The sequence below is a fragment of the Sphingobacterium sp. JUb56 genome (assembly GCF_014191365.1).
Taxonomy (GTDB): domain Bacteria; phylum Bacteroidota; class Bacteroidia; order Sphingobacteriales; family Sphingobacteriaceae; genus Sphingobacterium; species Sphingobacterium anhuiense.
In genome coordinates this window covers 361,368-377,341 of sequence record NZ_JACHWL010000001.1, presented here as the reverse complement: position 1 = coordinate 377,341, position 15,974 = coordinate 361,368, and the positions used below count along the sequence as shown (strand labels likewise).

Here is a 15,974-nt window from a genome sequence, read left to right as displayed (position 1 = left end):
AGATTAAAATTTATCCGCATGATAAAGACCAGCAGTCAATCCTCCATCAACCATAAATTCACCACCTGTTATATTAGAACTTGCTTCACCAGCTAAAAACGCAACCATATGAGCAATATCTAATGGTGTCGAAATTTTACCAGTTGCATGCAATTTCACAACATCAGCCTCGACTTGTGATGGATTATCCTTATCAGCCAACCAGTTTTGATAGTGGTAAGTATCCGTAAACCCGGGACATACACAGTTAACCCTGATTCCATATTTCCCGAGACTTAGCGCCATACTTCTTGTCATGGCATTGACCCCGCCTTTAGCTGCTGCATACATTTCTGTATCGGGCAAAGTTCTGAAAGCATGATTAGAAGATATGTTAATAATTGATCCATGGCTAGCATGCTTTATCATACTCTGGGCAACATACTTAGTACACAAAAATACACCTCTCAAATCCGTATTAATAACGCTATCCCAGTCCTCTATTGTAGCCTCCAAAATTGATTTAAACAACGTAATACCCGCATTGTTGATCAATATATCGATCGATCCAAAAAATTGTTCTGTCTTTGCAATCATATTGATCACACTCTCTTCAGAACAAACATCAGTTTGTACAGCATAAGCCTGATAACCTTTATCAGTCAGTTTTTTTTGTAGATCTTCACCTTCCTGATTGTTAATGGTAGCGATGACGACTTTAGCACCACATGCAGCGAAGTATGTTGCAATACCCTCTCCAATACCTTTCCCTGCCCCCGTGACGATGACGACTTTATCTTTTACTTCGTTCATTAAAATAATGTGTGCTTGTTTATTAATATTTATATAATTCTTTAGCGTCTGAAGGCTAAATACATTTTCAACTCATGGAGTTTAAATTTTCACCAATTAAAACATCTCAATGATGTTAGACCCGATTATTTTTAGTTTCTGGCACATAAAGCCACAGGAATAAGAAATAGATCGCACATAAACCACCGAATATGGTAAATGTCTGAAATGTGGTCAATGTGGCAATCATGACTGGAAAAACATAAGTAATTCCGAAACATGCAACCCACAAAAAGGCAGAAGCAATGGACATGGCCTGTTCTCTTATTCTTAATGGAAAAATTTCAGCAATAATAACCCAGGTAACCGGTGCCAATGTCGCCGCATATGTTCCAATAAAAAGAAGAACAAGTACACTTACAAATTTTTGAGGAATGAAATCACCTTGGAAAGAAAGCCCAATCAAGAGCAATAAAATTGCCATGGTACCTGCACCTATCATCATCAGTTTTTTTCGTCCAACTTTATCGACTGTTCGAATAGCAACCAATGTGAACAACAGATTGACCGAACCAATCAAAATCTGTATTAACAATTGATTTTCAACGTCCATACCAACTTTTTCAAAAATAATTGGTGCATAAAACAAGACCGCATTAGCACCCGATATTTGCTGAAAAACAGCGATTACGATAGCTATCAGTAACAAAAAAGAATGTGGTTTTTGAAAGATGGAGCGATAGATCGCGCCGATAGAATCTTTTCCCTTCGTATTTTGACTCTGTAAATATTCCAGCTCATTAACCAATTCCTTCTCATCTACGGTATTTTCAAGAATACGTTTACCTTCGGCAAGTCTACCCTTATAAATCAGCCATTTTGGACTCTCCGGAAAGAAAAATGATGCGATCAAAAAAGCGGTTGCAGGAACTGCCCCACTTATAAACATCCATCGCCAATTCCCTTCTATTCCTGAAAGAAAATAATTGGACAGATATGCCAACAAAATTCCAATTACAATAGCCATCTGATTTAAGGAAACCATTTTACCACGGATCTTCTGCGGACTTATTTCCGCAATATAAAGTGGTGACAGAATAGAAGCTCCGCCGACACTAAACCCGGCCACAATACGCCAAAAGATAATACTATCAATGTTATTGGCTATTCCCATGAAAATAGAGGATACAATAAAAATGAGGGATACTAGAATTAAAGAAGGCTTTCTTCCTAATCGCTGTGCGATTCTTCCAAAGGCCATAGCCCCAAAGATACAACCAACGTACAAACAACTTGCCACCCAGCCCAACTGATCAGGTTCAAGGTTAAAATGTGGCACAATAAAAGGTATAGTCCCCGAAAAGATGGCAATATCAAAGCCAAACAGCAGGCCTCCTAAAGAGGCAATCAAACTATATAATAATACCTTACTTTCTCTAGCATTCATAAACTTGGTTTTAGAATGACTAAATTAGAAAGAGATACAAACTTAAGGATGTATAATTCGTGTGAATTAATGGATTATATTCTCATCCAATTTAACACTGTTACGATAGTGAGAAGGCGATACACCCATATGATCTTTAAAAAGTCTTGAAAAATAATATTGATCCTCAAAACCGAGATCGAATGAAATCTCCGATATCCTGCTATCCGAAAACTGCAACATATAACAGGCTTTCTGTACTTTAAGGTGATTTAGATATTCAATCGGAGAATAACCAGTACGCATTTTAAAGAGCTTTGAAAAATGTGAAACAGAAAGATTACTATTAGCAGCAATATCTTTTAAACTAATTTTTGTACTAAAATTAGTTTTAAGGTATAAGATGGAGCTATTTATAATATCCCCTTTATTCTCCAGTTGCCAATTACTAGAAATCTCACGATGAAGATATCCACTTAAAAAATAAGGTAAAGTCATCGTTAGACATTCCATAATCTCACGACCATATCCTTTTAAAAGTAATGTGTACATCTTCTCAAAAATAGATTTCATTTCTTCTCCAAAGACAAATGAATTTTTGTTAAGCAAAACATTCTTATATATACCATCCACAATATCTCCGGCATTTCTACCATTAAAATGTATCCAGTAAATTGTCCATGGATTATTATGATCCGCTTGATAGGTATGTGCAGTATTGGCCGGAATTAAAATATATTCATTCGCCTGGATATGGTATAAGTCGTTGCCAATAGAAACTTCTCCTCTCCCATCCACGCAATGGATCAGAATATGTTGCATACATCCTTCTTCTCGTTGGCGGTAATGAAACCTTGCTTTTGGAAAATAACCAATATCTGTAATGTAAAAATTACCAGAAATTTTTTCCAAACTATTCTGTTTAACAACAATTGGGGGAACGACAACGCACACCTCGCCATCAAAGCCATCTTTTTTATTTTCAAATTTCTTCATTTCAAATTTATAAAAGAAAATAATCCATGTAAATGAAAATTTACGCTATCTATTCATGTTAAACCAACATTATCTTTGGTAAAGCAAAACGATTATAAGCATATTACCAAAGGTAACAATAATCCCTAATAAATACACCTTTATAACTAGGGCCCCTATTATGATGAAAATATAGATTTAAGCGCTTCAAAATTGCATATTGAAGATTTGAAAATTATTCATAAAATAGCTTGTACCTCTAGTTTAAATTGTAAAGACATGTTATAACCATCGAAAACAATCCGACTAATTATGACTAAAAAAATTTCTATTTCTGAAGGATTTAAAGGAGAAGAAGCGATAGCATTACCATTGGATATTCTACAAATGCAGAAACTGCTACCAGCTAAAAAAAATCTATTTATTACCCATATTGGCTATTATCCTGAAGCTAGGTATCATCTTAGAAACAGAGATCAGGGATGCAACGAACATATTCTCATCTATTGTTCAGAGGGTATGGGATGGGTAACACATGAAAATAGAACAGTACATTTATCAGCGGATACCTATTACCTTATACCTGCAGGCGAGGCACATAGCTACGGAAGTAGAGATAGCAATCCATGGAGCATCTATTGGTTACATTTCAAAGGAGAAGATAGTGGATTAGTTCAATCCTTAAAAGGTAAACCACTTGCATTAAAAAATACAGGTCCACAGAGCAAAAAACACAGCCTAGATCTTTTTCATAATATTTATGAAAATTTGAAATTTGGTTATCATGCAGAGACATTGGATTATATTAGTTTTACACTTCTTTACTTCTTAGCATCCTTAAAGTATCAAGAGCAATATCTTCGTAATAGTCGTCTGAATAGCGAAAATATCATGAATAAGTGCATTGCAATTATGAAAGAAAATTTAGAAAAAAAGCTAACACTTCAGGAATTATCTAACTTGATAGGTTATTCGTCTTCACATCTTACACGACTTTTTACAGAAAAGATGAATAGCTCACCAATGACCTATTATAATCGGATCCGACTCGAACAAGCATGTCAATATCTAAAATATTCATCCTATAAAATAAAAGAAATCGCTTTTAAGTTAGGGTATTTTGATCCTTATCATTTTTCAAGAAGTTTTAACAAAGAAATGGGTATCACTCCCAAAATTTATCGTCAGCAATATTACATACCGACCGAGCAAATCAATCAATAAGCATTGATTGATAAAACGAAATACAACTTATCACACTTTCATAGAGTATGATAAGTCGCATTCAATTTTTTTACGATATTTTATAATGGAAAACCGAACCACTATTAGGGTATTTCAAAAGTTGCTGTTCGTCTAGTCCTACTTTTGCCGTTGAAATAAACAAATCCTGATTATTAGGTCCGCCAAAAACACAAGAAGTAACATGGGGTGCATCAACATATATTCTATCTAAAAGCTTGCCTGTATTTATATCCCAACAGTATACGCCGTACCCTCCCCAATGGGCAACCCACAAGTTTCCATCAGGACCTATACACATACCATCCGGAGAACCGTATTCCGATGGAATTTTAACCAACACATCATAATGAGCAGTTTCATTAGTATCTTTTGTAAAATCATACCGACGTATTTCATTAGTAAAAGTATCAATAAAATAAGTATAGGGTAATTTCCCGCTCCATACAATTCCATTAGGTATAGAGACCGCATCAAGCATGACATGCAGTTTTTGATCTTTATAACAATATAACTTTCCACGCCCAGAAATGGCATCCATATGCATTGTTCCGATCCAAAAATTACCGTCCGGATCCAGACCACCATCGTTTGTTCGGATCTGACCATTCTCGTGCGGAATATCAATAATAGGTTTTACTATATTTGTAGCTTCTTCCCAAGATGCCAACATCCCCTGCATGCCTAAGATAAAACCGAGACGATCATTCAATACAATTTTACTGACATAGTCATCCAAATTCCAGATACTCGTCTGTTCACCACCAAACTTATGTTTATAAATTTGTTTACCTAAGATGTCAACCCAATAGATACTAGCATTACGCTTATCCCATAAAATACTTTCTCCTAATTGACAGGTTGATTTGACCAATAATTGTGCATTTTTCATTAGAATATAATTATGTTTGAGTTTACTAAACTCAGTTTATCACTTAGATGGTGTTATCTTAAATCCGATTAAACGTAAAAGGATTGGATCAGAGGAGTAAAACTACCAACTTATCCAATCCTTTACCATATACTAAAATATCATAAAGATGTATAATCTTATGTATTTAACCGTTTCCCTTAGTCTTGCATCAAAGCACTTCTGCCACCATCAATAAGGTAGGTCGTTCCATTCGCAAACGCTGCATAATCGCTCGCTAAAAACACACACCAAGCACCGATTTCCTCAGGGGTTCCTAAACGTTTCACAGGATGAAGCGCCACGGTAGAAGCTCTTGCTTTGTCCGCATCATCAAAAGAATCAAACCATTTTTGATTTCCAGGTGTATCAATAAACCCCGGAGCAATACCTACAGTACGAATATGAGGAGCCCATTCAATAGCCATGGCCTTCACCATAGCCAATAACCCTGCTTTAGCTACATTGTATGGAAAACAACCTTTCATAGAAGAATAAGCATGATTAGATGTCATGATAATAAAAACACCTTGCTCAGCTTGATCTAGTAATGGTTTCATTTTTTTTCCCACCTGCCAGTGTGATTCAAGATTAAGATGTTGATTGAGATCCCATTTTTCCTGATCACAGTTTTCAACAGTATCAAACACATTCATTCCTGCATTAGAAACGACTACATCAAGTTTTCCATAACTTTGAAGCAACTCATCTGCGAACAGTTGAATCTCCATAGCCTTGGTTAAATCCACCTGATAATAAATTGCATCATCAGTATAGACCTTCATCTGTTGTCGATAGTATTGTACCTGCACTCCATCAGCAGGTTGCTCTGCGCATACAATAACGCGAGCTCCGGCTTGAGCAAATAAGATAGAAGTACCAAGTCCAATACCAGATATCCCTCCCGTGACTAATACAGTCTTCCCTTTTAAATCAATTGATAATGCCATCGTAACTATTAAACGTAAAATCCAGGTCTTGGTTCTAATATTCCTGGATGTTTTTCCATCTCCTCTTCTACCAGATCCACTCCTAATCCAGGTCTGTCACTTAATGAAAGAACACCATTTTGAACCATATCCGCAATTGGATGATCGATAACAGTATCTCTCCAAGCAACATCGTTAAACATAAATTCCTGTCTAAAGAAGTTCGGCACAGAAGCACATACATGTGCGCTAGCCAAAGTGGACAGTGGACCATTTGGATTATGTGGCGCTAACAAAACATTATAAGCCTCCATCATCGTTGCCATACGCTTCATTTCGGATGGTCCTCCACAACGGGTAATATCGGGCATCATAATATCACAGATATTTTTTTCTAAAACAGGTCGGATACCATGTCTTGTATAGTGACGTTCACCGACACAAATAGATACGTTTGAAGGAATCCGTTCACGCATAGCTCGTAAAGTATCCGCACTTTCCGGACCTGCAGGTTCTTCATACCAGGTAATATCTAATGCTGATAGGCGTTGTGCCATCTTCACTGCAACCCGATAATTCAACATCGCATGTGTCTCGATCATAATATCAAAATCAGGACCAACGGCATCACGTACAGCTTTACTCACATTAAATGCTAAATCCTGCTGCTCCGAAGTCAAGGTTAAATTAGGAGCAAGATCTTCTCCATATAAATAATTAGTATGCGCAAATGGATCAAATTTAAGGCCGGTAAAACCAGCTTCTTTTACTTTAAGCGCTTGTGCGGCATAATCTTCGCCATTATGTCCACCACCAGTGAACCAATAATTAGCATAAAGCAAAATATCTTTACGGAAAGCGCCTCCCAACAATTCGTAACAAGGCACTCCTAACACTTTAGCTTTTAAATCCAAGAGCGCCATATCTATTCCACTGATGGCACACATACTAGCACCGTAGGGACCAACCCAATTTAAATCGCGGTAGAGCTTTGTCCATATAAAGTCAGTCCGCATCGGATCTAAACCGATTATACGCTGACCTACATGTTTTGCTGCTTCAAACACCAAAGGACTTCCTGGCCAATTTGTTGCTTCCCCAACACCAGTATGACCTGTATCCGTATAAATTTTTAATAGTGTCCAGTTGTATTTTACTCCCTCTACCAACCAGACTTTTACATCAACTATTTTCATTTGAATATATTATTTATGAGTCTATTTTTTTTCAACGACATCCTCAGCTCGTTACACTTTTCTTAATTTTCAAGAACTATATAACTAGTCCATTTTCATTCATTTAGGCATAAACTCTTCTAAAGAGAGTTTATGCCTATTTTTCTATATAAAGTTACGTATTAATCAATCTGTAAAATCATACTTCCTTTTATCACATCACCTTTTTTAAGCGTAATCCGACCGTCTGTAAAGGGACTTCCATAAAAGGGCTCAGAACCGCTATTTGTATAATCAGCAACTAACCATTGAATATGTTCATCCTGTTTCCAGGTACGGGAAGCTTGCTTGCCTGTAGCTAATAGATTCACCTGTTTACGATCAACAGTCGTTAAAGAAGCGGTTATCACCCTAGCCTTTGTAGACCTAAAATCATTTGATCCCATCGTATTTGCATCATCTTTCCAAGCTTTCGCAACCGGCTCGCCATGCGCTTCAACCTCATATACGTTATTCGCATTTAACTTCGCTACACCATTATTACGACCAATATGATTTTCTGGATAATAAGAGAAATCTCCTTTTCTAGACCACTTAAGTTCATCATAGTGCAAAGGTAGTTCTAACATTAAACCATATTGATAAACAGAAACTTCACCAGCCTGATAATTCATCTCATAGTTTGTTTTAAACAGACCTTCTTTTGTAAAAATGAACTGTTGCTTACCTGTACCTTGTTGATACGTCAGATTCAAATCGACAACGATACTATCTTTATCATCCCGAGCCTGTACCTGTGTAGCAAACAAAGTGTATTGCTCATAATGCTTGATCGGGTATATATTATTTTGATACGTCTCCCCTGCTACATTTGGTTTTCCACCATCCTCAGCATTTGCAGCGATAATCGCCACAGATGGTCCTTTGGAAAGGACTTGTTCACCAGAAGTTCTAGCAGCAGTCATTAATCCATAAGTTTTGCTGATGGTATACACAACATCTCCTTGGGTAATATAAACAAATGCCGAATCCTGTTTCAAAGCTAACGCTTTAGCTGTTCCATTTACTGTTACTACTTTTGGCGTTTCAAAAATCTCATGTTCAACCTCAAAACCTCGATCATCATTGACGATAATTTCAACCTTATTGAATACACCCGAAGCATTTGGGACAACAAGTTTACCTGCTGAACGAGCTTGCAGATTAGAAGTTACCGGAATTAATTTACCATCAACCATCACTTTTATTTCCACATCTTTTAATGAACGGAAATCATAACGATTTTCAACATCGAAGGTGATATTATTGGAATTACTTTTCAAATTAGAAATACGTACTGGAGAATAGGCTTTTTTCATCCCAAAATATTCTGGTTTTTCTCTTCTCCAGCCATCAATTGGTCCCCAAGGTCCATAACCTACAATTCGTCCATCCGGCATATGGAAAGTATCATCAATACCACTCCAAATTGCTCCGCCTAAATTACCTTTATGAACATACATCGAGTCAAAATAAGTGACCATTGGTGCATTAAATGCATCTCTTACCCCTGGGTCCGTCAATAGTTCTCTTCTATTATAATCCGATAAATGCGCGTATTCACCAAACAAAGTAGGTCTGCTCATTGTATCTGTAGCCTTTGGTCCATTAATTCCGGGATAGTGATAATTAGCAATATCAGCTTTACTACCAGCATTGTTAAAACTTCCCCAAGTTTGATCATGAAATACAGTAGGTCGGGTTTTATCCAACGCTTTTACGGTCTTGTTTACCTCAGCCCATAAATCACTCCACCTAGATTCATTACCCAATGACCAGAAGATGATAGATGGATGCTTTCTATTACTCACGACATTATCCATATTTGCACGTAGCATTGTAGGCAAAAATTTCGGATCTTGATAATTCCAATGACGCCAGATAGGTGAAGCGTGGTGCTGTATCCAGTTTAGAGCCGATTCACTTTCTACATACAAGCCCAGTTCATCTGCCGCATTTAAAAACTCTTCCGAAGGTGGGTAGTGTGAAGTACGGATATAGTTGAGATTACCCGCTAAAAATACTTCAACATCTTTTCTATCCAAAACCGGATCAGATGCTCTACCCATTAACGGATGTACAGCATGACGGTTTACCCCTTTCAACTTAACCGGACGACCATTAACCAAAAGTTCATTACCTCGAATCTTAATGTCACGGAAACCAACTTTTTGTACATTCGATTGTACCACTTGAGTTCCATTCAACAATGAAGTAGTCAATTCATACAAATACGGACTTTCAGCAGTCCAATGCTTAGGCTTTGATACCTGAATATCCAAATCAAACGGTATTGTCTGATTTCCTATCGCCGATTTTTTAGCTGTTTTCTTTTCAAAAACAGTTTTACCACTTTTATCTTTTAGCGTATATTGAATAGCTAGATTTTGATTTCCGGATGTATTATTAGCCACAAGTGCTTGCAAATGAAGTTTAGCATCTTGATATTTAGGATCAAATTTAACCTTCACATCTAAATCAGCAACATGAGTCTCAGGAAGCGCAAATAAAGTCACTTTCCTCAAAATACCGCCAACCGTATGCGCTGCGTACTGGGACACACACGAAAGAATATCACTGATCGTATTGGCACGTACCTCAACAGTCAAGACGTTAGTACCAGACTTCACTGCTTTCGTAACATCCATTTCAAAAGCAACAAAACCTCCCTCATGTTCTCCTATATATTGCCCATTCATTTTCACCACAGCATTTGAACTAACAGCATCAAATTTTAGAGCAATACGTTTACCTTCCCAAGATTCGGGAATAGAAATCTGTTTTTCATAAACCGCTTTTTCACCCGCTTTAACCTCATATCCTTGCATTTCCCATTCACCAGGAACTTTTATAGTCGCCGGTTTTCCATTTTCAACCCGAAAGGACCATACTCCATTTAATGAGATCTGCGGTTGATCGATACCTTCCACCTTCGCAGGTAAAGGAGAAAGTATTTTTATGTTAGCACTTTGCTGCGCTAGACCCAAGTGTCCAAACCCCAGTAGCAGCACAACCATTACTGCGTTAATCTTTTTTATATTCATCGGAATAACATTACATCTTGAGCTCACACGCTCGGTTTATGTATAATTTTAGAAAAATCGATCTTTGATGAGTAACAAAAAGCTTATTACATGATACCATAGGTATCAAAAGCTTCCTTAGCACCCATACCCTCTAAAACCTTTTTCAGAACAACTTTTTCACTTCGAGCTTTTTCCAATGCCCGAGTAAAAACTTCGACTTCATGCTCCTTCGGCACCAAACAAACACCATCAATATCTCCGATTAAAATATCTCCATCTTGAATCATAATATTGTTGATGCATATTGGCACTCTCCAATCAATCACCTTACCACGAGGAGCTTGATCCTGTGCATAATTACCCATTGAGAAACAAGGGAAATCTAGTGCTAATATACCATTCGTATCTCTAGAATAGCCATTTACAATAGCACCTGCAGCACCCAGCATTTTTGCTCGTGCACTCATAATCTCGCCCCATAGTGCATAGCTCGGTGATGAACCACTACAAATATAGATTTCATCCTCTTTAAGATCATCCAAAGCTTCCAGCATATAACCAAAGGTTTTAGCTAGAACCGGATTTTTAGATGTTGACTCTCCCAATGAACTTACATCGGCTTCCAATACAGTCATTGCTCTTCCTACAACAAACATATCGTCACGAATGGAACGGATATTTGGTGGTAAAAACTGATGGTACATCCCCATCTTATCCATAATATCACCAATGACTGCTGTAAATAATTCTCTGCGGATCAGCGCGAATAATTCCTTATCATTGTTCCACTCTACTTGCAAATTTGTCTCCATTTTATATTTTTTATTATTGCTATTATTATTGATTACCAAAAAACGATATACAAGGCGGTCAACACGCCTATAATTAACAAACTAACCACTTTAAATAAATCTGACACCACAAACATTTCCTTCTCCAAGATCAATGCCTGCTGATTTTTTCTTTTCTTATCAAAAACACTAATGACCGTCATCGTGATCACTGTAAAGACAAAAACCACAAGAATACGATTCATAAAAGGCATCTGATCCAACCATACATTTTTAAACAAAATCGAATAAAAGAAAGTCGATAGCGCTCCACCAATAGCGGCGTTAGAAGTTGTCCATTTTGTTAAAATACCCATTAAGAAAATAGCCAGTACACCAGGTGTTATAAAGCCGGTAAATTCTTGAATAAATTGAAACCCTTGATCCAGATTACTTAATAATGGTGCTAATGCAGCTCCAATAAATAGCGAAACTACAACCGAGATTTTACCCAATTTGACTAAAAAAGACTCTTCAATCGGTTTGGTTTGCGTATTTTTATAAATATCCAGCGATACAATTGTAGCAATACTATTCACTTTCCCAGCCAATGAAGCCACAATAGCTGCCGTCAATGCGGCAAAAGCCATTCCTTTAAATCCAGTAGGCAAAATCGATAACAGTAATGGATACGCTTTATCAGGCTTAACGATATCTCCGTCCATCATACCGTTTTGAAATAGCGGATTATTCCCACTCTGATATAGATAAAATGCAGCAATACCTGGTAAAACGACAATCAAAGGCATCAGTAATTTCATAAATGCGGCAAACAACATACCCTGTTGCGCAGTGGCTAGATTTTTAGCTCCTAATGCCCGTTGCGTTATATACTGATTACAACCCCAATAAGAAAGATTCATAATCCACATACCACCTATAAGTACCGACCACCCCGGTAGATCCATGTAAGCATCACCACCATCAGGTTTAGTCAATTGTCCTTTTTCAATAAACAGATGAAAATGAGAAGGCACCTCTGCTTTCAATACTTTCAAGCCATTCCACCATCCTGACAATCCTTCGGCATCAGCGACCAAGCTCAGTGCAATATAAGTTGTTGTCAAGCCACCGATAATTAACAGTACGACCTGTACTACATCCGTATAACCAATGACCTTCATGCCACCTAATGCTATAAATCCTGCCAGTATAGCTAATATCCAAATACACCAGACAAATGGAACATCCGCAATTGCATGTATTGCCAAAGCTCCCAAATATAGGATCGAAGTGAGATTAACAAAAACATATACCAGCACCCAAAACACAGCCATGATCATACTCACCCGATTATCAAACCGCTTCCTCAGAAATTCAGGCATCGTATAAATCTTGTTCCTCAGATAAATGGGCAAGAAGAATATCGCGACAATGATCAATCCTAGGGCTGCCATCCATTCGTAAGAAGCAATTGCAATACCCAAGGCAAATCCGGAGCCGGACATCCCAATAAACTGTTCTGCAGATATATTAGAAGCAATGATGGACGCTCCAATCGCCCACCATGCTAATGATCCCTCTGCGAGGAAAAAATCATGACTTAAAGAGCCAGACGTCTCCTTTTTCTTATAGATATAATATCCATATCCACCCACAAGAATGAAGTACAGAACATAAATCAATTGATCAATCCAAGTTAACATATGTAGTTAATTTTATAATTAAAATCTTAAGGTTATAGCACCGTTACATGGAGACGCTTCTAACGTTTTGCAATAGTTCCCCCAGGCGATTTCAGGATAATCCCATTTATTATTGACAAACAGTATAACTTGCTCACCCTCCATACGGTCTATTCGACAAGCAACATCACCCTTTGGTGCTATCACAGAAACCCGGGTTGATTTACCAGAAGAAAGTGTATAATAAAAAGCATTCTCTTTCATACTTTTTGCTTTGTTGGTTAAAGGATGCTCACTTCGAGCGCCCTTATCCGACCAGTAATAGTAATTGTGTGTATCCTGGTCCCACCCTTGAGTAGGTTTCTCACCATATGCAGCCTGTTTACTTTTATAAAGATCAGCACTCCCTTCATTTCCGGCAAATTCTCCTTCAGGATAGTAATTCCAATATCCATCTCTTTTCCAATTCAAACGGTCCAGATCATTTGGCATATAATATTTTATACCAACCTCTCTTAGATAGCCGTTAGGTTCTCCAGCAGTACGGTAATTAGTCGTCATTTCTCCTCCAGACTTGATCACAATATCAAAATACACTTGTAATCCTTGATAAGTTCCAGCAATAGCAAGTAACGCAACACCATCTTTAATTTCACATTTCACAGAGGTCTTCTTCCAATCTTTATCGTAAATCAAATATTTGTTCGCGCTTTTTCTAACCTCTGCTCCCGTTAAATGATTCAGGTTTACATCCATATTCAAGAAAGGCCCCTTTTCAATAAACACCTTCCCATTAGTAGTTGCACCTTCAATCAACCCTGTTTCCTTCGAAATAGGTATTTCAAAATTATGTCCCTTGATGATAAAATTTTCTTTAGTTTCCACAAGTTTAAGTTTACCCTTATGTGAAGCTTCAGGCATATCGATAGGTCGTTCACCAAAATAATACTCATAAGTATCCACGACACGACCATCCTGATCAATAAAGTTTAAGCGTACCGATCTCCCCTCTTTCCATTCTTCCGCCGGTAATTCAAATTGTCCTTTAGCATGGGGTTCAATGGAAGGCAATCCAATTGTCTTCGTACGTCCTTCATAAGTATATGCTAATTTTACTTCATTAAGATTGGTGTGATCATATCTATTGTATACATCAAATTTTATTTGCTGTTGTGCTGCAAAATTTTTCACAACCTTTCCCTCGTTCAAGATCCGAATAGGAGACTGTGCTTTCTTCGTCGACCAGAATTCAGGTTTGGGCCTTCTCCAGACATCTACAATACCCCATTCTCCATATCCTACAGCATGACCTTGATATCCTTCCGGCTTTGCAGATTTTGCAAATTCATTCCAAAATGGTGTACCTTTTTTCAAGGTTTGAGGAATATTAAAGGTATCATCTACATATCCCCAAATTGCACCACCCAATCCACCTTTGGTCGGAAATAATCTTCCCCACATCATATCCATCGAGATTCCCCAAAATTCTCTGATATTCGGATCATCTCGTAAGGTCTGATACGTGTAACAAGCAGGATGTGCCCATTCATCAAACAAAGCTGGTATACCATGTCCTTCATATCCTTTAGTTGTCTTTCCAAACTGTGTCAGATTACCATTAACATCCTGATAGTGCATACTTAATATTTCATAAATCTTCGCATCACTAGATTGCGATCCTGGATAACTCCAGATAACAGGCCTGGTTTGATCAGCATTTTTAACCAAATCCCAACTTTTTCTGAAATTACTTCCGTAGATAGATTCATTTCCAATAGACCAGATAATAACCGATGGATGTGTTCTAAAAGTATTGACCATTTCGCGACATTGGCTCAGATATTGATCCGTATGATTAGCATCATTTTGAGTAGCGCCAGGTGCATAATTCTTTTGTCTATAAGTATCAACAAAACAAACAGCTGTTTCTACTTCTACATAAATTCCATAGCGGTTACAGAACTCAACAAATCGTTCTGATGGCGGATAATGTGAAGTTCTTACAAAATTAATATGAGAATCTTTAAACAATTTAACATCCAAACTATCGTAGTAAGGTACACTAACACGACCTAAAGTAGGATGAACATCATGACGATTAGCCCCTCTTAATTTAACAGGTTTCCCATTCACAAACATCTGGTCTTCAATAATCTTAACTTCACGAAATCCGATCGCTTTACTAAACGCATACGTATCATTACCGTCTTTTTTAATTTTAACATCAAGACGATAAAGATTAGGATGTTCAGCATCCCATTTCAAAGGATTAGCTATTGGAAAACTATTGCTATTGTGACCTTTGTTTACCACAAATTGTTGTTCAGACTCGGGAACGAGTTTATTCTTACTATCATATAACGCATAATGAACAGTAACACCTTGCGCCTCTTGCAACGTATAATTTAATTTTAAGACAGCATCTTTAAAATGCTGATCCAAATCTGTTTCAACACCAAAATCATGTATGCTATTTACAGCAGTTGCAAATAGGGTAACATCTCTTAATATCCCTCCAATCGGATGATGTGCATACCCCGAAGCGTAAGATATATCATCCAGTTTATCTTGAACTTCCAGAAAAACTTCATTTTCCTTATCAAAATTAACATAAGGAGTGATATCGGTTTCCCAGCGTGTAAATCCTCCTTTATGCGTTCTGATCACTTTACCATTAATACTTAATGTCGCTTGACTATAGACACCATCAAACCGCAAGACGATCTTTTTCCCTTTAAAGTCTTTGGGCAGTGTAAACTTTCTTTTATAAAAAAATGATTTATCATGTTCTATTCCATACCCTTGCATCACGGCTTCCCCAGGTACTTGTATTGGTGCCCAATCGGATTGCTTATCAAATTGAAACTGCCACTCTCCGTTGAGCGATAGTACAGGACTTTTAACCTGGTTTGTTTTCTTTGGTAACTCATAAGCTAACTCCTGTCCCAAAACACCGAGATGAGAAACAGCCAAAAACAAAAATATCACTACTAATTTCAACATCTTCATTTTAAAAATTGGTTATT

General features: G+C 37.3%; 11 protein-coding genes. 1 reads left to right on the top strand and 10 read right to left on the bottom strand.

The window, feature by feature from the left end; all coding sequences use genetic code 11:
• Positions 1-3: 3 nt before the first annotated feature.
• The 3 genes from FHR29_RS01355 to FHR29_RS01345 form a co-directional block, all read right to left on the bottom strand.
• Positions 4-792, bottom strand: a complete 789-nt coding sequence (locus FHR29_RS01355) for an SDR family NAD(P)-dependent oxidoreductase (protein WP_183911930.1) — start codon at positions 790-792, stop codon at positions 4-6.
• A 115-nt stretch (positions 793-907) separates the two neighbouring features.
• Positions 908-2,218, bottom strand: coding sequence for a sugar porter family MFS transporter (locus FHR29_RS01350; RefSeq protein ID WP_183911928.1), 1,311 nt, complete (start codon positions 2,216-2,218; stop codon positions 908-910).
• Positions 2,219-2,284: 66 nt separating this feature from the next.
• On the bottom strand, positions 2,285-3,193 hold the full coding sequence (locus FHR29_RS01345) for an AraC family transcriptional regulator (RefSeq protein WP_168127411.1): 909 nt from the start codon (positions 3,191-3,193) through the stop codon (positions 2,285-2,287).
• 291 nt (positions 3,194-3,484) lie between these two features.
• On the opposite strand from FHR29_RS01345, the gene FHR29_RS01340 reads away from it, so the two are divergent.
• Complete coding sequence (locus FHR29_RS01340; protein WP_168127410.1) at positions 3,485-4,396, top strand: AraC family transcriptional regulator; 912 nt, start codon at positions 3,485-3,487, stop codon at positions 4,394-4,396.
• 70 nt (positions 4,397-4,466) lie between these two features.
• On the opposite strand, the gene FHR29_RS01335 is transcribed toward FHR29_RS01340, so the two are convergent.
• The 7 genes from FHR29_RS01335 to FHR29_RS01305 form a co-directional block, all read right to left on the bottom strand.
• On the bottom strand, positions 4,467-5,306 hold the full coding sequence (locus tag FHR29_RS01335) for an SMP-30/gluconolactonase/LRE family protein (RefSeq protein WP_183911926.1): 840 nt from the start codon (positions 5,304-5,306) through the stop codon (positions 4,467-4,469).
• 179 nt (positions 5,307-5,485) lie between these two features.
• Positions 5,486-6,274: an SDR family NAD(P)-dependent oxidoreductase gene (locus FHR29_RS01330; RefSeq protein WP_183911924.1), complete on the bottom strand. Its 789-nt coding sequence runs from the start codon at positions 6,272-6,274 to the stop codon at positions 5,486-5,488.
• A gap of 8 nt (positions 6,275-6,282) precedes the next feature.
• Positions 6,283-7,449, bottom strand: a complete 1,167-nt coding sequence (locus FHR29_RS01325; protein ID WP_132770210.1) for a mandelate racemase/muconate lactonizing enzyme family protein — start codon at positions 7,447-7,449, stop codon at positions 6,283-6,285.
• Positions 7,450-7,610: 161 nt separating this feature from the next.
• Positions 7,611-10,511: a glycoside hydrolase family 2 protein gene (locus tag FHR29_RS01320; protein ID WP_183911922.1), complete on the bottom strand. Its 2,901-nt coding sequence runs from the start codon at positions 10,509-10,511 to the stop codon at positions 7,611-7,613.
• Positions 10,512-10,597: 86 nt separating this feature from the next.
• On the bottom strand, positions 10,598-11,305 hold the full coding sequence (locus FHR29_RS01315; RefSeq protein WP_132770214.1) for an RraA family protein: 708 nt from the start codon (positions 11,303-11,305) through the stop codon (positions 10,598-10,600).
• Positions 11,306-11,337: 32 nt separating this feature from the next.
• On the bottom strand, positions 11,338-12,969 hold the full coding sequence (locus FHR29_RS01310) for a sodium:solute symporter family transporter (RefSeq protein WP_132770216.1): 1,632 nt from the start codon (positions 12,967-12,969) through the stop codon (positions 11,338-11,340).
• Between the two features lie 18 nt (positions 12,970-12,987).
• Complete coding sequence (locus tag FHR29_RS01305; RefSeq protein WP_221197780.1) at positions 12,988-15,951, bottom strand: glycoside hydrolase family 2 TIM barrel-domain containing protein; 2,964 nt, start codon at positions 15,949-15,951, stop codon at positions 12,988-12,990.
• Between the last annotated feature and the right edge of the window lie 23 nt (positions 15,952-15,974).